We start from the raw sequence: 18612 nt of genomic DNA on the forward strand, positions 1-18612 counted from the left end.
GCACCGCCCGCAGGCGACGTGCCGCCGCCCGCCGGTCCCGCCCCCGGCCCGGTGCTGCCGCCACCGGCCTGACCCGGGGACGACACGTGACCGTGCGGATGAGCCCGCAGCGGTTCGAGGAGTTGGTGTCCGACGCCCTCGACCTGATCCCCCAGAAGCTGGCGGCCGCGCTCGACAACGTCGTGGTGCTCGTCGAACCCCGCAACGCCGACGAACCCGACCTGCTGGGCATCTACGAGGGCGTCGCGCTCACCGAACGCGACTCCTCCTACGGCGGCTCGCTCCCCGACGCGATCTTCATCTACCGCGACGCCCTGCTGGACATCTGCGAGACCGAACAGGACGTCGTCGACGAGGTGACCATCACCGTCATCCACGAGATCGCCCACCACTTCGGCATCGACGACGAGCGGTTGCACGAACTCGGCTGGAGCTGACCCGGACGACGCCGGCACGCGTGGCGACCTTGATCCGTCGGTGCCCGGTGGGATCATCGAGACATGACCGATGATTGTCGTCGGTGCGCCGGCGAACTCGCCCACTGCCACGGCACCGTCATCGCCCACGCGGCGGGCCGCCCGGAATGCACCGAACCCGATTGCGTCACCCCGGAATCCGCGCACGACCTGCGTATCGACTGCGCCGCGGTGGCCTGCGGGTGCGACGAGCGCGTCAGCCCATCGGGTCGACGCTCGGCGTGACGTCCTGCCCGGACCGCACCTGCGGTTCGGGCGCGAACGGCGGCGTCAGATCGCCCCACTGCACACAGCTCCAGCGCCCGTCGGTGACGGGGCTGAGCACCACGCACTGCGTGTTGGCCAGGTGGTGCTCGACGGCGAAACCGCCGTCGACGCCGGCCAGCACCGACGACACCAACCGGATGGCCGCGCCGTGGCTCACCACCACGACGTCGCCCTGCCACGCGTCGTCGTCGAGATAGCGCATCCGCAGCTGCGTGAGGGTCGGCAGGTAGCGGTCCAGCACCTCGGCGCCGGTCTCCCCGCCAGGCACGCGTTCGTCCAGGTCCCCGAGCAGCCAGCGGTCGTAGACGCCGTGGAAGTGGTCGATGGCCTCCTGGTCGTTGCGGTTCTCCAGGTCACCCGCCTGCACCTCGTAGATGCCGTCGAGTTCCACCGGGGACAGGTCGCGGCCGGAGGCAAGGCCACCGGCGATACCGCCCGCCGTCTGCACCGCGCGCAGCGCCTGCGAGTGCGCCACCAGGCCCACCGGATGCGACCAGGACGCGGCGAACTCCCGCGCCTGCCGATGCCCCAGATCGGTCAACGCGGCGCCCGGGGGCACCGTGTCCAACCGCCGAGCGACGTTGCCGTGCGACTGCCCGTGCCGGACCAGGACCAGTCGACCCGTCATCGTTCACCCCTGCGCAGACCCTCGAGCCAGCGCACCGCCTCGTCGTCGCACGGGGGCACCGCGCCCGCCGCCGTACCCGTCGGCCAGGAACCCAGATATCGCACGCTCTGACAACGACGGTGCAGCGCCTGAAGTGCCTGAGCGACGGCGTCGTCGTCGACGTGGCCGACGCAGTCGAGATAGAAGACGTAGGTGCCCAGCTCGACGCGGGTGGGCCGGGACTCGATGCGGGTGAGGTCGATGTCGCGGATCGCGAACTCCGTCATCGCGGCCACCAGCGCGCCGGGCACGTTGTGCAGTCCGAGGATCACCGAGGTCCGGTCGGCGCCGGTGCGGGCCGGCGGCGGCCCGGGCGGCCCTGCCAGCACGAACCGCGTCCGCGCGTTGGGTTCGTCGACCACGCCCGCCGCCACGGTGTCCAACGCGAGCAGTTCGGCGGCCGACGCGGTGGTGACCGCCGCGTCGGCCCGTCCCGCGGCGACGTCCTCGGCGGCCGCCGCGTTGGAGATCGCGGGCACCACGGTGGCGTGTGGCAGGTTCTCGGCCAGCCAGCGTCGCACCTGACCCGCCGCGACGGGGAACGCCGCGACGGTGCCGACGTCGGCCGCGCGGGTGCCGGGCCGCACGGCGATGCTGAACGCGACGTCGAGCGTCAACTCGGCGCGGATCTGCAGGGGGGCGCCGAAGGTCAGGCTGTCGAGGGTGGGGAACACCGACCCCTCGATGGAGTTCTCGATGGGCACGCAGGCGAAGTCGGCGCTGCCGTCCCGCACGGCGTCGAGCGCGGCGGGCGTGCTGACGGTGGGCAGCGCCTGCAGCGCACCCGCGCCGGGGACGAGACCCGTGGCGGCCATGCGATCCAACGCGGCCTGCGTGAAGGTTCCGCGCGGTCCGAGGTAAGCGACGCGGGGCACCCGACAACCCTAGCGGGTCGGGGGCGGGGTACCGGTTGCCTCGCGCTCACCCACGTCGGCGGTTGCGCAATTCGGTGAGGCTAGCCTAAGTTAGGGTTACCTCACCGACTGGAAGGCCACGGATGACCATCCCACAGACCGCCACGGTGGCACCCACCACCGCCGAACGCATCCGCAGCGCATGCATCCGCGCGGGCGGCGCCATCGTCGCCGTCGAGGGCATCGACCCCACACCCACGCCGGTGCACCACCTCCTCGCCGACGGCTCCTTCGCGATCACCGTCCCGGCCGCAGGTCCCCTCGCCGCACAGCTGGTCGGCGCGGGCGCCGCCGGCCTGCAGGCCGTCCTCGAGATGACCGACTACTCCCCGCTGCCCCTGCGCGAACCGGTGCGCTCGCTGGTCTGGACGCGCGGCCGCCTGCACCACGTCCCGGCGCGCGACGTCGGCGGCCTGCTGGACCTCGTCGCCGCCGAACACCCCAACCCCGCACTGCTGCAGGTGAACACCACGGCCGACGAGACACCCACCGACGCCGGCGACACGCCCTACGCCCTGGTGCGGTTGGAGATCGACTCCGTCGTCGTCGCCGACTCCACGGGTGCGGAGGCGGTGAACCTGCCCACGCTGCTCGCAGCCGAGCCCGACCCCTTCTGTGCGCTGGAGTCCGGTTGGCTGCAACACCTCGAGTCCGCCCACCGCGACGTCGTCGACCGCCTCGCCGAACGGCTGCCCGCGTCGTTGCGCCGCGGACACGTGCGCCCGCTCGGGCTGGACCGCTACGGCGTGCAGCTGCGGGTCGAGGACGTCGACGGCGACCACGACGTCCGGCTGCCCTTCACCACACCCGTCGACGACGTCACCGCGCTGAGCCGGGCGATCCGGGTCCTGCTCGGCTGCCCCTTCCTCAACGGACTGCGCGCCCGCCGCATCTGAGCGCTCGACCACTACCGTGGCTCGCGTGACCGAGCCGTCCGACGACTTCACCGCGCCGCCGCAGCGCACCGTGCGCATCGAGATCGCGGTCGTCCTGGCGGTGACGTTCGGGCTGTCGGCATACACCGCGCTGCTGCGCCTCACCGAGGCCGTCATCCTCGGGCTGTCGGGGCGCACCGTCGCGCTCAACCCGCGCCGGTCCGAGGTCGACCTCATCGACCTGGGACTCAACCTCGCGTCGGTGTTCCAGCTGCTCGCATGGGGCGGCCTGGGTCTCTACCTGCTGTGGCGCAGCGGAATCGGGCCGGCGCGCGTGGGGCTCGGCCGGTTCCGGCTGCGGCCGGACCTGCTCGGCGGACTCGGGCTGGCCGCGCTCATCGGCATCCCCGGACTGGGCCTCTACGTCCTCGGCCGCCTGCTCGGCATCGGCGTCAACGTCCAGCCCGCCGAACTCAACAGCACCTGGTGGCACGTCCCCGTCCTCGTCGCCATGGCGTTCGCGAACAGCTGGGCCGAGGAGATCATCGTCGTCGGCTTCCTGATGACGCGGCTACGGCAACTGCGGTTCTCGCCCGTCGGCGCGCTCGTCACCGCGAGCGTGCTGCGTGGCCTCTACCACCTCTACCAAGGGTTCGGCGCCGGTGTCGGCAACGTCGTCATGGGGCTGGTGTTCGGCTACGTCTGGCAGCGCACCGGCAGGCTGTGGCCGCTCATCGTCGCCCACGCCGTGATCGACGTCGTCGCGTTCGTCGGCTACGCCCTGCTCGCGCCACACCTGCGCGAGTGGCTCCCGTGAGCCGCGACGGCCGTACATTCGTCTGGTGACGCGCCCACCCGAACCACCGCGGCGGCGACCCCCGCCGCGGGAGGACCCGCAGGTGATCCGGCGCGACCCCCAGTTTCGACCCGGTCCGCCACTCCCTCCGCGGCAACCCGCACCCCCGCAGCCCGCACCCCGCAGGCCAGTGCCCAGACCCCCGGCGCGTCCGGCCGCCCCGGTGCCGCCCCGGCCACTCCCACCACGATCCCGCACGCCCCCACCGCCGGCCCCGCCCCCACCGGCGTCACCGCGCCCCACCCCGCCACCGCCGAAGGCCGCCAGGCCACGACGCCGGCGCCACTGGGGACGCCTGCTGCTCGTGATCCTCCTGCTGCTGGCGAGCACCCTCGTCGGCACGGGCTACTGGATCGATACCTCGCTGCGACGCGTCCCCGCCCTCGGCGACTACCCCGAGCGGCCCGCCGCGGGTCGCGGCACGACGTGGCTGCTCGTCGGTTCCGACAGCCGGTCACAGTTGACGCCCGAGGAGCAGGCCGAGCTGACCACCGGCGGCGATCTCGGAACCGGCCGCACCGACACCATCCTGCTCGTGCACGTGCCGCGCCTCGGCTCGACCGAGCCCACCACCATGGTGTCGGTCCCCCGCGACTCCTACGTCGACATCCCCGACCACGGCACGGACAAGATCAACGCCGCGTTCTCGGTGGGGGGCGCGCCGCTGCTGGTGCGCACCGTCGAACAGGCCACCGGACTGCGCCTGGACCACTACGCCGAAATCGGGTTCGAAGGATTCGCCCAGCTGGTCGATGCCGTCGGCGGCGTCACGATGTGCCCGACGCAGCCCATCGACGACCCCCTCGCCGGGATCTCGCTGCCCGCCGGCTGCCAGGATTTCGACGGTCGCACCGCGCTCGGCTTCGTGCGGTCGCGCGCCACGCCGCGCGCCGATCTCGATCGCATGGTGCACCAACGACTGTTCATGTCGGCACTGGTGCAGCGGGCCACCAGCGCGGCGGTGCTGGCCAACCCGCTGCGGTGGTACCCCATGGCCCACGCGGCCGCGGGCACGGTCACCGTCGACGACGACACGCACGTCTGGGATCTGGCGCGGCTCGCCTGGGCGCTGCACGGCGACATGACCACCACCACGGTGCCCATCGGCGAATTCACCAGCAGCGACGTCGGGTCGGTCGTGGTGTGGGACGACGCCGCCGCCCGCCAACTGTTCGACGCGTTGGCCACCGACCAGCCCGTGCCCCGCGAGGCCCTCGACACCACGCCGCCGGGCTGACGCGACCGCCCCGGCAGCAAACGTCGCGACCGTCGGCACCCATGGCAGCAAACCAAGCCTTACCTGTGCGAGCCACCTCACAGCGCCACCGGCAAGCTTAGGGAACGCTCGCCTCAATAAGGTCAACCTTCGATGACAATGGCTCCTGACCTGCACTATCGTCTTCGCCATGACCGATTCGTCGCATCTCGATACCAAGTTCAACCACCTGCTGCAGGAGCAGATCCGCAACGAGTTCGCGGCGTCCCAGCAATACATCGCAGTCGCGGTGCACTTCGACGGCGAAGACCTCCCCCAGCTGGCCAAGCTCTTCTACGCCCAAGCCGTCGAGGAGCGCAACCATGCCATGATGCTCGTGCGCTACCTGCTGGATCGCGACGTCGAGGTGGAGATTCCCGGCATCGACGCGGTCCGCAACGCGTTCGCCGCCCCGATCGACGCCCTGCGGTTGGCGCTCGACCAGGAGCGCACCGTCACCGAGCAGATCACCCGACTGGCCGCCGTCGCCCGCGACGAGGGCGACTACCTCGGCGAGCAGTTCGTGCAGTGGTTCCTCAAGGAACAGGTCGAGGAGGTCTCGACCATGACCACGCTGGTCCGCGTCGCCGAACGCGCCGGCGACGACCTCTTCCACCTCGAGGACTTCGTGGCCCGCGAGATCACGGCTGCGGAATCCGACCCGACGGCACCCACCGCCGCCGGCGGCGCGATCTGACCCGCTAACCCGGTTGCGAGTCGGGCCTGTCGACGGCCCCGGTCAGGCCCGACTTCAACCATTCCTTGGTGCGGCCCGGGTGATTCGTGGCCACCCATGCCACGCCGACGTCGCGGCAGTACCGCACGTCCTCGTAGTGGTCGACGGTCCAGCAGTACAGCGCACGCCCGTTGGCCGCGGCCCGGTCGACGAGTTCGGGATGTTCGCGCAGCGTCCCGATGGACGGACCGACGGCCGTCGCCCCCACCGTCGTCGCCGCACTTCCCCCGAGGTACCGCGACGTCTCCCCCAACAGCACGGTGGGCAGCATCGGCGCCGCACGCCGGATGCGCCACACCGCGGCGGCCGAGAACGACATCACCACGGCGCGCGCCAGGTCCGCCGACGCCGGAGACGCGATGCCGTAGCGGTGCAGCAGGGCCAGGACCTTGCTCTCGACGAGCGCGCCGTAGCGCACCGGGTGCTTGGTCTCCACGAAGATCTTCACGGGCCGGTTCCAGTCGAGGACCATCGACACCAGGTCCTCGAACGTCAGCAGCCCCGTCTCGCCCTGTCCGCCGCCCGGATGCCAACCGCCGTAGTCGAGGTCCCGGAGTTGCGCGAGCGTCATCTCGCTGACGACGCCCGTCCCGTCGGACGTGCGGTCGACCTTGCGGTCGTGCACGCAGACCAGGTGTCCGTCCCGCGTCAGACGCACGTCGCATTCGACCCCGTCGGCCCCTTCGCGCAGCGCCAGGTCGTACGCGGCGACGGTGTGTTCGGGTCGGTCGGCCGACGCCCCCCGGTGTGCGACCACGAAGGGATGCCCGCCGAGGGATGCGTCGTCCGCGCTCACGACGTCAATGCTGCCGGTTCTCGCGGCGCACCTTCAACCGGTGCGCCGGATTCGTCCCCGCCGTCCGGCGTGGGACGGGCCCCCGCGTCCGACTCGTCGACACCGTCGTCGATCGGCACCATCACCCAGCGGTGGGTGGGCCGGTCGACGGGGCTGCGTTCGAACCCCTGGAACACCCGGAAGGCCAGCGTCAGCGTCGCCAGACACAGCAAGTACGCCACGATGGTGGTCACCGTGTTGTTGGCGATGCCCTGCGGGTCCCTGGTGAAGCTGGTGGCGAAGGCCCAGATGGTGAGCACGTAGCTGAACACCCAGGCGCACCACCACACGCCGATGTCCCGGCGCAGCAGCGACGTGCGGTTCTCCACGCGTGCGAGTTCGGTGACGTAGACGGGCGCCAGCAGCAGGTTGGCCAGCGGCGCCAGACAGCCGATCCGGATCTCCCACGCCGACCGCGGGTCCGGCACGCCACCGACGGCGTAGGCCGCGCCGCGGCGGCCCACCAGCCAGTTGGCGAACACCACGAAGCAGGCCCCCACGGCGAACAGGGCGATGACGCTCATCGCCACACCGAGCCACGTCGCCGCCCCGGCGATCAGGGGATGCAGCAGCACGGACCGGTTGACGAGCAGCAGGACGTAGCGCACGACGTGCAGGAAGGCAGTGACCAGCAGCGCCAGCGCGGCGATCGCGAACGCCAGCCGCACCGTGTTGGGCGCCGGACCACTACGGGGCGCCGTGGCGTCGACCGGTGCGGCCGACGGGTCGTCGAAGTGTTGGGCCAGACCCCATCGCGGGATGACCGAGTAGCGCGGGGTCGGCCCGAGCGGCGGGTTCCCGCGTCGCGGCGGCGGGGCCGAGCCGGGGCGCACCGCGATCCAGCGGTAGCCGGCGGGCAGTCGCGGCGGCGTACCCCCGGGGCCGGAGGTGGGGCGTTGGTTCCAGCCCTGCTCGGCGGCGTCCGGGATGGGGGCCAGCAGCGCGCCCTGGCAGCGCGGGCACCAGCTGCGCTGGCGGTCGCGAACGTTCCACCGCGTCCCGCAGCGCGAACAAGCCTGGATCACCCGACCAGCCTACGACGCTCAGACCGTGCCGACGTCGCCGTCGTCGGTGACGACGGGCCGTCCCGCGCCCGCCCAGGCCAGCATGCCGCCGGTGACGTTGATGGGCTCGAAGCCGTTGCGGGCCAGATATTGCGCCACGCGCAGCGACCGGCCGCCGGCATGGCAGACGACGTACAGCGTGGCTTCGCCGTCGATCTCCGACATTCGCGCAGGCACGTCGCCCATGGGGATGTGCTGGGCACCCTCGACGTGTCCCCGCTGCCACTCGTCGTCCTCGCGGACGTCGAGCAGGACCGTGCCGTTGGCACCGCCGTCGAACTCCGTCGGGACGTCGGCGACGTCGGCGTGCCCGATCAAGCCCTCGTCGTCCACGGCCTCCACCTCTCGATCGACATGTGATCAGACTGGCACGACGGCGCCGCCCGAGACCACCCCGAGGTCCACCCCAAGGCCACCCCGAGGCCGATGAGCCGGACCGTGGTATGCACGCCGCGGGACCCGGCACGACGAGCAATCTCAGAGCTATCCACAGTTTCCACAGGTTCATCCACAGGCCGCCACCGGTGCCGATGCGCGCTGAACCGCACAAACCGTGAATTGGCTGAAATTTACTGGGGATGAACCTGGCTCCGTACCCACCCGCGATCAACAACAAACCTTCGATCCGAGCGAACTCGTGACGGTGCCGGCCGGCCATCGGTCGTCCCAGCGGCGCCACGGCTGGTTTCGTGGCAGGCAGCGGCCGTTGCGGGCATCGATTTCACCCCGCCTCGCGATCGGGCTATGATCGTCGGCACTTACCCATGTTGTGATCGATCTCACTGGGGGACACATTGCTCGTGCAGGTCAGGAGTTGCTGATGGCATCGCATTCGATGGGCCCGTATCCGGCCATGCCCCCCGAATGGAACTCGCCGTCGCCGATCTACACCCGCAACCAGATGGTGGCGTGCTTGCGCGCCGGCGTCATCGCGCTGGCGCTTCTCGGCATCCTGGCCTGTCTCGTCCTGTTCTGATCACGCTGCGCCGTTCGGGTAGTCCGCGCCGGGGTAGTCCGCGCCGTCGCCGGGTATGACTTCCGTACGCGCACGCGTTCTTGCGGTGTGCGCACGCATGGAGCAAGGTGGAAACCGATCTTGACGTTGGGACCCCCGAGGTTGGTCCCACCGCGCTTCACCGATCACCTAGGGAAGGAAATTCGTGGCTGAGTACACACTGCCGGATCTGGACTACGACTACGGCGCACTGGAGCCGCACATCTCCGGTCAGATCAACGAGCTCCACCACAGCAAGCACCACGCCACCTACGTCAAGGGTGTGAACGACGCGGTCGCGAAGCTCGAGGAGGCGCGCGCGGCAGGCGATCACGCCGCGATCTTCCTCAACGAGAAGAACCTGGCATTCCACCTCGGCGGCCACGTCAACCACTCGATCTGGTGGAAGAACCTGTCCCCCAACGGTGGCGACAAGCCGACCGGCGAGCTGGCCGCGGCCATCGACGACCAGTTCGGGTCGTTCGACAAGTTCCAGGCACAGTTCACGGCTGCCGCCAACGGGCTGCAGGGTTCGGGGTGGGCCGTGCTCGGTTACGACACGCTCGGCAACAAGCTGCTCACCTTCCAGCTGTACGACCAGCAGGCCAACGTTCCGCTGGGCATCATTCCGCTGCTGCAGGTCGACATGTGGGAGCACGCGTTCTACCTGCAGTACAAGAACGTCAAGGCCGACTACGTGAAGGCATTCTGGAACGTGGTCAACTGGGCCGACGTGCAGGACCGTTTCGCCAAGGCCACCTCGAAGGGCAACGGGCTGATCTTCGGCTGATCCTCGGTCACCGGGTGTCCCGGGACATCGCCTCGAGCGAAGGGGTGTCGTGCAGCGCACGGCGCCCCTTCGTCGTGTCGCGGGTCGCGCCCCGGCCCGCATGTAACGAATGCGTGGCGAGCACTCGCGCCCACTTGCGTGCCAATACCGCACTGGCTCATGCTTTTCCGACGTACGTCGGCGCCGCTGCCGTGGGCCGGGGACGGAGACGAGGTGGACATGGGACGTGATCGAGCCGTGGAGATCTCTCCCTTCCACGCCGGCGGCTGCCTCAAGGGCTTCGTCGTGTCCGGACGCTGGCCGGAATCCACGAAGGAATGGGCACAGCTGCTGATGGTCGCGGTGCGGGTGGCCTCCTTGCCGGGCCTGCTGCCCACGACCACGATCTTCGGCGTGCGGGAGGAACTTCCCGATGCGCCGGCTCCGGGCACCGTGGGACTGGTGTTGGCCGAGGGCACCGTCGTGGGGTCGTCGGCGGTGCCACCGGGTCACTTCGCGGATCATCAACCGCCCGCGCTGCTGATGTTGCATCCGCCGTCGGAGACCATGCCGTCGCTGCCGGAGTGCGCGGGCGCCGCGTCGGGCTGCGTGCTGCTCCCCGGGCTGCCCCACCTCGGCCTGGAGCACCGGGCGGCGTGGGTGGAGGCGGAGTCCGACGGCACCGTGACGTCGATGGTGAGCCGCGTGGGCGTGGACCCCATCAGCCATCCCGATACCGCGATCCTCGCGATGCTGCTGGCCGCCTGATCCGACGACGTTGCTGCCGATCCGCACCGATCGGTAGGCGTCGCACTGCCCACCCGCCCTCGCGCCGCGGAGCTGGATCTTGCCAGCGACCAGTGGCGCGGCGCATGGCTACTGCCCAAACCCCGCTGGGCGCCGATCAATGCATCTGCAAGCATGCCATTTGCGCTGGGCCAAGGGTGTGCCATCAGCAATCTCACCGCAAGCTCGTAGAGTTGGAGAGCAAATTCTGCATCCGATGCGCACGCCACGGCCAGGACGTAGCGGTGGGTGATCAGTGTGGAAGTTGTGACGCCTGCGTAGATTTTTCAGCCTCGGGCAAAACAACGAATGCGTCAGTATTTGCTTAGCCGAAGACGTCCGGTACCTCGACGAATTTTCCCGGAACCGCTGCTAGAGGCCTTGTCCCGCATACCCCCGCGGTCATCGCGACGACTTTTCGGTGGTTTGCACTTGGCTCTCGTCGCATCACTCGCTACGATGATCAGCAAATACGACGCCTGAACGCCCGTTCGTACGGTCAAGTGGAGGATTATTCGATGAGCATGACGTTTAGCGCCCGGCTGAACCGGTTGTTCGACACGGTTTACCCGCCCGGACGCGGACCGCACACCTCGGCTGAGGTGATCGCAGCGCTCAAGGCCGAGGGTGTCACGATGTCGGCGCCGTACCTGTCGCAGCTGCGTTCAGGCAACCGCACCAATCCCTCCGTGGCGACCATGGCCGCACTTGCCAACTTCTTCCGCATCAAGCCGGCGTACTTCACCGACGACGAGTACTACGAGAAGCTCGACAAGGAGCTGACCTGGCTCGCCAACATGCGTGACGAGGGCATCCGCCGGATTGCGGCCAGGACCGTCGGCCTGTCCCCCGAAGCCAAGCAGGACCTCGTGGAGAAGGTCGACGAGCTGCGTCGGCAAGAGCACCTCGACGATTAGCCGGGACGGTGCCGCCCGACGGAAGTCCGGCGGCACCGCGAAAATTGACTTAAAGGTCAATTAGCGGACGACAACCTCCACGGCACCATCCAGGCGACGGTATTGGTCGGCGATCGCGAGGATCCACTCCCGGTCGGAGAGTGCGGCGGGCTGCCGTAGCCACGTGGGGCCGGGGAATGCGGCGTGGGCCGCCTCGCGGTCACCCTCACGGCCGGCGTGGATCCACTCCGCCACCCGTCGGGCCTGCAGCTCCGGGCTCACCTCGTCGGCATCGGGATCCGCGAAGGATCCGGCGTCGCGGCCGTGCAGCACGTCGGTGGCCTCCAGGTAGAGGGCATCCGAGATCAGCGACATCTGCTCGGCCACCCGGAACAGCAGCGGACCGCGAGGACGCACGCCGATCCCGATGTTCGGCTGGCGCCGGCTCAACTCACCGAGCAGCGGCTGGATGATGCGAAGCTCCCGGCGGGCGCCGAACCAGTCCTCGACGGTGGGCAGCAGCGAGCCGCTCGCCACCACCAGCATCGCGCATCCCAGCAGCGTCGCCGCCGACCCCACTCCGATGAACCTGGTGTTGCCGACGGCCCGCAGCAGGAAGAACGCGCTCGCCAAGACGATGAGCGCGATGCCGATCGTGAAGAGGAACAGCGCCCTGCCACGCCGGGTGCGGTTCGAGTGCCGCATACCGGCCCACGCGACCAGTGTCAGTGCCAGCAGGACGTAGAGCAGCGGCAGCAGCCACGTGGCGCCCGAGCCGAGGTTGCGCCGCAGGTACTCCTCGGGCGACATCTCGGGCTGCTGGGGCGACGTGAAGAACGTGACCAGGGTCAGGAGCACGATCACCGCGGCCACGGCGTACTGCACGATCGCGATGCGCCGCACGGTGTGGGGTTGGCGCGCCGACGACGCCGACGTGATCATCACGCAGCTGCCCGCGGCGCACACCACCAGCGCCACCTGGCTGAGCACCGTCGAGACGTTCGGCCAGCGCAACACCGTGTCGATGAGCAAGGTGAGGGGCTGCCAGTTGAGCGCCGCCACCAACCCCAGGTTGCCGAGCGCCAAGATCATGGCGGCGCTGACGAGTGACTGCTTGTTGACCAGTGCCCAGCCGATCCGCAGACCGGTCGCAAGACCCAGGAGGCCGGCAATGACCCAGACGATCAACCAAACGCCTCTCCGAGCCGGACCTGCACGATCGACGATCGGTCGGACGGCAGTCGGCCCAGACGATAGATGAGCAGGGCGGCGAAGTCCTCGGCCTCCTGCTCGGCCTCCGCCCCGCTCGGCCCCATGCACCCCGTGCGCTGGTTGAGCATGTAGCCGATGAGGTCACTGCTGGCGAGTTCGACGGCGTCGCGGGCGGCCTCGGTCACCGAGATTCCCTCGTGCCCCAGCACCAGGTGGCCGAGTTCGTGGGCGAGCGTGCGATCTCCTGCGGGCAGCCCACGCTGGATGAGGAACACGTCGTGCTCGGCGTACTGGCGCCACTGCCCGCACACGCCGGCGGGAAGGTCGGCCATCTCCAGCTCGATGGGCCGGCCGCGGTGGTCGGCTACGGCCTCGATCAGCCGACCCAGTGACACCTCACCTCGTCTTGGGGCGAGATCGAGTACCTCGTTGACCGCGCGCGTGACACGGCGGCTGGCCGGCATCTCCACCCCCTGCTCGACGACTTTCCTTGACGACTTTCCTTGACGACTTCCCTCTGCGACGGTGCCTCACCGTGACTCCGCGTCGGCACCGGGCCTCGCGGCGGGTTCGGTGTCAGCTCATGAAGCGGGCCGGGCCGCTGGCGCTCACGGATCTGCCGGCACGCGCCTGGCGGTATCCGATGAGCCCGCCGGCGCCGGTCAGCACCAGGATCCCCGTGACGCCCGGAACGGCGACGGCCGCGACCTGACCGATGCCCGCCGCGCGCAGGTAGTCGACGTAGCCCATGCGATAGGTGGGCGCGGGAAGCAATTCGTTGCTGACGGGCGTCGCCGGGGGAAGCGTCCGTCGCGGCGCCTGCGGCGGTTCCACGGCCGGCGGGGTGCCGCCTGCTTCGACCGGCGTGGGCGGCGTCTGCGGAGCGGGCAGCAGGCGTGGCCCGGCGAGGCCGGGAGCGACCGGGACCGCGCCGCCCCCGCCGGCGCCGGGTGCCGTTCCGGCGCCGGGTACGGACGGCAGCGTGACGGGAAGCGTCAGGGACGTGAACGGGAAGTCCGCGGCGGCGTTGGCCAAGCCCGTCACGATCTGCAGCAGGGGGTCGGTGATGGTCTGCAGCGCGGGGACCACCTGACCGAGCAGGGGAATCTCCAACGGCGGCAGCTGCGGCAGGGGACCGAAGGGAGTCTGGCCCAGACTTCCGTTGCTGCCCTGGGTCTTTCCCGGCAGGGTGGGCACGAGGCTGGCCCACCACGACAGCGGCCAGGACAGCTGCTCGGCGGTCGGCGCCGGCGTGGCACCGGGATCCGTGGTGCTCGGCACCGCCGTCTTGACGGTGGTGCCGCCGCTGCCTGCGGTCTTGTCCTCCGGCAGCGGCGCGGTGGCATCGACGCCGTCTGCGGCTTGACCGGCGTCGGCCGGATTGGCGGCCGGGACCGGGATCGGGAGCGACGGCACCGCCAGCGCGGGCAGCGTCATCGCCGGGAGCGTCACGTCCGGCAGGGCGAGTTCGGGCGTGGCGGGCGCCCCAGAAACCGGGGCCGCCGGGGCCGCCGGGGCCGTGGTCACGTCGCCCTCGGGCGTGGCGCTGGGTTGCGTGGTAGCCGTCGTCGGACTCGTCGAAACTTTGCTGGGGGTGGTGGGCCTTGACCCGAAGGACGGCAGTCTGGGGAGCCCGATGGATCCCAGGCCGGGGATCGTCAGGTCGCGACCGCTGCCGACGGTGGACGTAGGCCGCGAACCGCCCGTCGCCGGGGTGTTGGCAGAGCCGTTGGAGCTACCGGTCGTGGACCCCGTGCCGGTCCCGGTGCCCGTGGTGCCGCCGGTCTTGCTGCCGCCGGTCTCGCCGCCTGCTGACGTCCCGCCTCCGGTACCGCCGTCGGAGCTGCTGGACCCGCCGTCACCCGAGGCGCCGCCGTCGGGGCTGGCAAACGCCAGCGCGGCACTGCCACCAGTGACGAACAGGCCCGACGCGACCAAGCAGGCCGCGGCGGCGATGCGAACTCGCGAAGACATGACGTCACCACCTCTCACGTGACCGGATACGGGCGAACGGTGCACCTCCGTAGATTGTTGCACGAGCTGGCCGAACTGTTTGCTGGTGCGCGGAACCGATCCGATTCGAATGGCCCGGGACGGGCGTACGGGCGCCCCGACGATAGTGTGGGGCCTCACCAGCAGTCAGTCACTCGCGCTGGGGTTTCTTCGTACACGACCGGGAGGCAGCCGGGATGGGCCTGTTCAGACGGCGCAAGAGCCGCGCCACCCGCCGGGCCGAGGCCCGCGCCATCAAGGCGAAGGCCAAGCTCGAGGCGCGGCTGGCGGCCAAGAACGACACGCGCCGGCTCAAGGCGCAGATCAAGCGGGAACGCGCGGCCATCAAGGCCGGGCTCAAGGCCCAGCGGGACAGTGACCGGGCGGCGCTGAAGGTGGCCGAGACGCAGCTGAAGGCGGCGCGCGAGGGAAAGTTGTTCTCGCCGAGTCGCATCCGCCGGGTACTGAGTGTCGCGCGGCTGCTGGCGCCCGTCGTGGTCCCGGTGGCCTACCGCGCGTCCATCGCCGCTCGCGGCGCCCTCGACCAGCGGCGCGCCGAGCGTCTCGGGGTGCCGCTGAGCCAGGTCGGTCAGTTCTCCGGCGTCGGCGGTGCACTGTCGGCCCGCATCGCCGGTGCCGAGCGGTCGTTGCACGAGGTGGTGGAGAAGAAGCCGCGGGACGCCGAGACCAAGCAGTTCGCGGCGGCCATCACCGACCGCCTCACCGACCTGTCCGCGGCCATCGCGGCCGCAGAGAACATGCCCGCCGCACGGCGCCGGGCCGCGCACTCGGCCATCGCCGAACAGCTCGACGGCATCGATGCCGACCTGATGGCCCGTCTGGGCCTCGTCTAGCGCCACGTCCCGTGGCCACCCGCTCGACCTCACCGACGGCGCCGCTGCGCGCCGCCGCGGTGGGGTCGACGACGGCCACGCTGTCGGCTGCCGGCCACGCGCTGGGCGGCGGCGGCCTGCCGTCGGGCGCGGTGTCCGTTCAGCTCGCGCTGGTGGGACTGGCGTGCGCGGGTGTGACGCTGCGCGGGGCGGGCCGCTTCCTGCAGCTGCTGGCGGTGCTGACCGTCGGGCAGGTGGTGGGCCACGTGCTGTCGACGGTGTCCGGTCACCACATGGGGCCGGTGCCGGGAGAGCGGTTCGCTGCCGGCGACGGCGTGACGATGCTGGCGTGGCACGCGGTGGCGGTGTCGTGCGCAGCCGCGTTGATCGCCGTCGGCGAGGCCTCCTGCCGGGCGCTGTCGCACGCGCGCAAGGCCATGACGCCGCCCGCGTCGCACCCCGTGGCCGATGCGGCGCCGTCGCCGCTGCCGCGCCGGGAGCACCCGCAGCGTTCGATCCTGCTTCTCACCGCCTCGCTGTCGCATCGCGGGCCACCGGTCGCCGTGCAGTACTGACCGATCCTCGTAGCGACTACCCAAAGGCACCTCTCATCATGCGATTCACCCATCGCGCGCCCTCGCGCGCGCTCTTCACCGTGGCCGCCGCCGGCGCGGCCGCCACCCTGGGCATGGCGGCGTCGCTGGCGTTCGGCGCCGGCGTCGCCGCGGCGCACGTGCACGTCGACGCCGACGACGCCGCCCCCGGCAGTACCGCGGTACTGCAGTTCCGAGTCCCCGGCGAATCCGACGACGGCTCGCTGACCACGGTGTTCAGCGTTGCGCTGCCGAGCGTGGCGTCGGCGCGCACCGAGGTCATGCCCGGCTGGTCCGCGCGGCTGGATCGTGACGCCGCTGCGGGCACGGTGCGCGCGGTCACCTGGACCGCGGCGCCGGGTACGGGCATCGCGGCCGACCAGTTCGCGGTGTTCCGGGTCTCGGTGGCGCTACCGGACGCGACGTCGGTGACGTTGCCCGCGACGCAGACGTACTCCGACGGCAAGGTGGTGCGGTGGGATCAACCGCCGCTGCCCGGTGGCGGCGAGCCCGACTACCCGGCTCCCGTCCTGAACCTGACGGCGGCCGCGTCCGGGGACGACGATCACGGCGGCCACTCGATGCCCTCCGCGCCGTCGGGGACGCCGCCGACCGCCGACGCCGGTTCGGCCCAGCCTGCCGGATCGGGGGTGGCCGGATCCGGGGTGGCCGACGACACCGCCCGCTGGCTGGCGGGCGGAGCACTGGTGCTCGCGGCGGCAGGCGTGGTGATCGCGTTGCTCGGAAGGCGGTCGGCGTGATGCGGCGTCCCGCGGCGGTGACGATGGTGACGCTGCTGCTGTTGGTCGCCGGGATGCTGGGTGCGGGCCCGGCGTCGGCACACGCGGTGCGCACGGGGGCCGATCCGGCGCCCGATGCGGTGTTGCAGACCGCGCCGCAGCGCGTCACCGCGACCTTCAACGAGGCACTGCAGTCGACGTTCGCGGCCATGACCATCGTGGGCCCCGACGGCAATCTGTGGTCGTCCGGGGACGTGGAGGTGCAGGGCCCGAATGCGAGCGTCGCGATGCTGCCGGTGGGCCCGGCGGGCGTCTACACGGTGAACTACCGCGTGACGTCCGCCGACGGCCATCCGATTTCGGGCAACTGGTCCTTCCGCGTCGACGTCGCGGGCTCGGGTACGCCGGGGCCACCGGCGGCGTCGGCAGCCGCCGAGGGGGATGACGCGTCAGGATCGGGCCTGTCGGTGTGGCCCTTCGTGGTGGCCGCGGCCGCCATCGTCGCCGGTGGTGCGCTGTGGGCGGTGCGGCGCCGGTCGTGACGCGCCTGCGCACCGCTGCGGCGGTGGGCGGCGTGGTGCTGGTGTCGGTCACACTGGCGTGGGCGCTGACGCGCCCCCACGCCGCCGTCGCGGACCTGGTGGTGCGCGCGGTGTCCGACGGTGCCGCCGTGGTGGCGTTGGGGCTGGCGCTGCTGCCGTGGCTGGACGTTCCGAGGCACCGGGACGAATTCGCCGCGCAGGCCTCGCGCCCGCTGATCGCCGCCGCCGCGGTCTGGGTGGTCGCCGAGTTGGTGCGCCTGCCGTGGTCCGCGAGCGAGGCGGCGGGTGTTCCGGTGACGCGCGTCGGGCCGAACACGCTGGTCGAGTTCGCCGGACATACCGCGGCGGGCCGGGCGGGCGTGGTCTGTCTGGCCGCCGCGGTCGTGGTCGGCGGTGCGGCGGCGGTCCGCTGGTCGGCGGCGGCCGGTGCGGTCGCCGCGGGGGCCGCCGCGGTGGGGCTGACGGGTCGCACGCTCGTCGGCCACCTCGCCGAGGACCCGTGGGGCGGGGTGGCGATCGCGGTGCACGTCCTCGCAGCCTCCGTGTGGTGCGGGGTGTTGGCGGCCCTCGTGTTGGTCGTCCGGCACCGCGGCCGGTGGGCTCGGGTGCTCCCGCGGTTCTCCCAGCTGTCCCTGGCGTGTGTGTCGGGGTTGGTGGTGGCGGGCGCGGTGGGTGCGGTGACGGCACTGTCGTCGGTCGATGCGCTGTTCACCACCGGGTACGGGAGGCTGCTGTCGGCGAAGGTGGTGCTGACGGTCGCGCTGGTGGTGCTGGGGTGGCGCAACCGGACGGTGTGGCTGCCTGCGGCGCGGGCGCACCGCGCGACGGCGGACGTGTCGGCCCTGCGCTCGCGCCTCGAGTTGGCGGGCATGGGGGTGGCGCTGGTGCTGGCGGCTGCGCTGGCGGTCACGGGGTAGTGGTGTCCCGCCACCTGGCATGATGGGGATTCCCCGAGACCAGACCGCCCGAGTGTCGGACGAGACCTGCAAAGGAGCAGCTTCACCATGGCAGACCCGCTGGATCGTTCCGACGGCACGTCGCAGGACCGACCGGACGACGCGCCTGCCGTACCGGTCGAGGGGTCCGCCGCCGGCGCCCAGCCGGCGAAGAAGGCCCCCGCCAAGAAGGCCCCGGTCAAGAAGGCTCCCGCCAAGAAGGTCCCTGCGAAGAAGGCGCCTGCCAAGAAGGCTCCCGCGAAGAAGGTGCCGCCTGCGACGGCTCGGCAGGTGGCCCCCGAGGCCGCACCCGCGAAGTCCGCACCACCGGCCCCGCCCGCGAAGTCCGCACCGCCGGCCCCGCCGGCCCAGTCC

At 71.2% G+C, this 18612-nt stretch carries 23 protein-coding genes and 1 pseudogene; 16 read left to right on the plus strand and 8 right to left on the minus strand.

From position 1 onward, the window contains the following. Positions 1-86 precede the first annotated feature (86 nt). Both AC30CM_RS25175 and AC30CM_RS25180 read left to right on the plus strand, forming a co-directional pair. Positions 87-437 carry a metallopeptidase family protein gene (locus AC30CM_RS25175; protein WP_490119663.1) on the plus strand — a complete coding sequence of 117 codons (351 nt, stop codon included), beginning with the start codon at positions 87-89 and terminating at the stop codon, positions 435-437. A 63-nt stretch (positions 438-500) separates the two neighbouring features. Then, the gene (locus AC30CM_RS25180) at positions 501-701 is read left to right on the plus strand and encodes a hypothetical protein (RefSeq protein ID WP_490119642.1); all 201 of its coding nucleotides are present in this window, start codon (positions 501-503) and stop codon (positions 699-701) included. On the opposite strand, the gene AC30CM_RS25185 is transcribed toward AC30CM_RS25180, so the two are convergent. Both AC30CM_RS25185 and pheA read right to left on the minus strand, forming a co-directional pair. Further along, positions 673-1371, minus strand: a complete 699-nt coding sequence (locus AC30CM_RS25185; RefSeq protein ID WP_490119643.1) for a histidine phosphatase family protein — start codon at positions 1369-1371, stop codon at positions 673-675. The genes AC30CM_RS25180 and AC30CM_RS25185 overlap by 29 nt on opposite strands. Beyond that, complete coding sequence (gene pheA, locus AC30CM_RS25190; RefSeq protein WP_490119644.1) at positions 1368-2285, minus strand: prephenate dehydratase; 918 nt, start codon at positions 2283-2285, stop codon at positions 1368-1370. Before pheA ends, AC30CM_RS25185 begins: the two co-directional genes overlap by 4 nt. 122 nt (positions 2286-2407) lie before the next feature. Here pheA and AC30CM_RS25195 point away from each other — a divergent pair, with 122 nt between their 5' ends. From AC30CM_RS25195 to AC30CM_RS25210, 4 genes are all read left to right on the plus strand, one after another. Then, positions 2408-3220, plus strand: coding sequence for a DUF2470 domain-containing protein (locus AC30CM_RS25195; RefSeq protein ID WP_490119645.1), 813 nt, complete (start codon positions 2408-2410; stop codon positions 3218-3220). Positions 3221-3245: 25 nt separating this feature from the next. Continuing rightward, positions 3246-4016, plus strand: coding sequence for a CPBP family intramembrane glutamic endopeptidase (locus tag AC30CM_RS25200; protein WP_490119646.1), 771 nt, complete (start codon positions 3246-3248; stop codon positions 4014-4016). A gap of 25 nt (positions 4017-4041) precedes the next feature. Beyond that, a complete protein-coding gene (locus AC30CM_RS25205; protein WP_490119647.1) occupies positions 4042-5292 on the plus strand; it encodes an LCP family protein in 1251 nt (416 codons plus the stop codon). Positions 5293-5461: 169 nt separating this feature from the next. Continuing rightward, positions 5462-6007: a ferritin gene (locus AC30CM_RS25210; protein WP_490119648.1), complete on the plus strand. Its 546-nt coding sequence runs from the start codon at positions 5462-5464 to the stop codon at positions 6005-6007. A 4-nt stretch (positions 6008-6011) separates the two neighbouring features. On the opposite strand, the gene AC30CM_RS25215 is transcribed toward AC30CM_RS25210, so the two are convergent. Genes AC30CM_RS25215 through AC30CM_RS25225 form a run of 3 tightly spaced genes read right to left on the minus strand, consistent with a single transcriptional unit; the run spans position 6012 to position 8278 of the window. Beyond that, positions 6012-6842, minus strand: a complete 831-nt coding sequence (locus AC30CM_RS25215) for a glycerophosphodiester phosphodiesterase (protein WP_490119649.1) — start codon at positions 6840-6842, stop codon at positions 6012-6014. After that, entirely contained in the window at positions 6839-7906 is a 1068-nt protein-coding gene (locus AC30CM_RS25220) for a DUF4328 domain-containing protein (protein WP_490119650.1), read from the minus strand. The genes AC30CM_RS25215 and AC30CM_RS25220 overlap by 4 nt, the downstream gene beginning before the upstream one ends. Positions 7907-7924: 18 nt before the next feature. Next, positions 7925-8278 carry a rhodanese-like domain-containing protein gene (locus AC30CM_RS25225; protein ID WP_490119651.1) on the minus strand — a complete coding sequence of 118 codons (354 nt, stop codon included), beginning with the start codon at positions 8276-8278 and terminating at the stop codon, positions 7925-7927. A 487-nt stretch (positions 8279-8765) separates the two neighbouring features. On the opposite strand from AC30CM_RS25225, the gene AC30CM_RS25230 reads away from it, so the two are divergent. From AC30CM_RS25230 to AC30CM_RS25245, 4 genes are all read left to right on the plus strand, one after another. After that, positions 8766-8921 carry a hypothetical protein gene (locus AC30CM_RS25230; RefSeq protein WP_490119652.1) on the plus strand — a complete coding sequence of 52 codons (156 nt, stop codon included), beginning with the start codon at positions 8766-8768 and terminating at the stop codon, positions 8919-8921. A 184-nt stretch (positions 8922-9105) separates the two neighbouring features. After that, the gene (locus AC30CM_RS25235) at positions 9106-9729 is read left to right on the plus strand and encodes a superoxide dismutase (RefSeq protein ID WP_490119653.1); all 624 of its coding nucleotides are present in this window, start codon (positions 9106-9108) and stop codon (positions 9727-9729) included. Between the two features lie 219 nt (positions 9730-9948). Beyond that, a complete protein-coding gene (locus tag AC30CM_RS25240) occupies positions 9949-10476 on the plus strand; it encodes a peptidase (protein WP_490119654.1) in 528 nt (175 codons plus the stop codon). A gap of 536 nt (positions 10477-11012) precedes the next feature. Beyond that, positions 11013-11411 carry a transcriptional regulator gene (locus tag AC30CM_RS25245; RefSeq protein WP_490119655.1) on the plus strand — a complete coding sequence of 133 codons (399 nt, stop codon included), beginning with the start codon at positions 11013-11015 and terminating at the stop codon, positions 11409-11411. Positions 11412-11471: 60 nt separating this feature from the next. Here AC30CM_RS25245 and AC30CM_RS25250 read toward each other — a convergent pair whose 3' ends face one another. From AC30CM_RS25250 to AC30CM_RS25260, 3 genes are all read right to left on the minus strand, one after another. Further along, entirely contained in the window at positions 11472-12578 is a 1107-nt protein-coding gene (locus AC30CM_RS25250; protein ID WP_490119656.1) for a hypothetical protein, read from the minus strand. Further along, a complete protein-coding gene (locus AC30CM_RS25255) occupies positions 12575-13066 on the minus strand; it encodes an ImmA/IrrE family metallo-endopeptidase (protein WP_490119657.1) in 492 nt (163 codons plus the stop codon). Before AC30CM_RS25255 ends, AC30CM_RS25250 begins: the two co-directional genes overlap by 4 nt. 112 nt (positions 13067-13178) lie before the next feature. Next, complete coding sequence (locus AC30CM_RS25260; protein ID WP_490119658.1) at positions 13179-14576, minus strand: hypothetical protein; 1398 nt, start codon at positions 14574-14576, stop codon at positions 13179-13181. 215 nt (positions 14577-14791) lie between these two features. Here AC30CM_RS25260 and AC30CM_RS25265 point away from each other — a divergent pair, with 215 nt between their 5' ends. From AC30CM_RS25265 to AC30CM_RS25290, 6 genes and pseudogenes are all read left to right on the plus strand, one after another. Continuing rightward, positions 14792-15448, plus strand: coding sequence for a DUF6474 family protein (locus AC30CM_RS25265; RefSeq protein WP_490119659.1), 657 nt, complete (start codon positions 14792-14794; stop codon positions 15446-15448). Between the two features lie 11 nt (positions 15449-15459). Then, positions 15460-16002: a hypothetical protein gene (locus AC30CM_RS25270; protein WP_490119660.1), complete on the plus strand. Its 543-nt coding sequence runs from the start codon at positions 15460-15462 to the stop codon at positions 16000-16002. Between the two features lie 38 nt (positions 16003-16040). Beyond that, positions 16041-16781, plus strand: a complete 741-nt coding sequence (locus AC30CM_RS25275; RefSeq protein WP_490119661.1) for a YcnI family copper-binding membrane protein — start codon at positions 16041-16043, stop codon at positions 16779-16781. After that, positions 16781-17302, plus strand: coding sequence for a copper resistance CopC family protein (locus AC30CM_RS25280; protein ID WP_490119664.1), 522 nt, complete (start codon positions 16781-16783; stop codon positions 17300-17302). The genes AC30CM_RS25275 and AC30CM_RS25280 overlap by 1 nt, the downstream gene beginning before the upstream one ends. Continuing rightward, positions 17299-18219 (plus strand): CopD family protein, encoded by a 921-nt coding sequence (locus AC30CM_RS25285; protein WP_490119662.1) that lies wholly within the window; start codon positions 17299-17301, stop codon positions 18217-18219. Before AC30CM_RS25280 ends, AC30CM_RS25285 begins: the two co-directional genes overlap by 4 nt. Before the next feature lie 87 nt (positions 18220-18306). Then, positions 18307-18612: pseudogene (locus AC30CM_RS25290) on the plus strand (hypothetical protein); the annotation flags it as partial.

This window comes from Mycobacterium sp. DHQP2018-32-09, assembly GCF_058148405.1.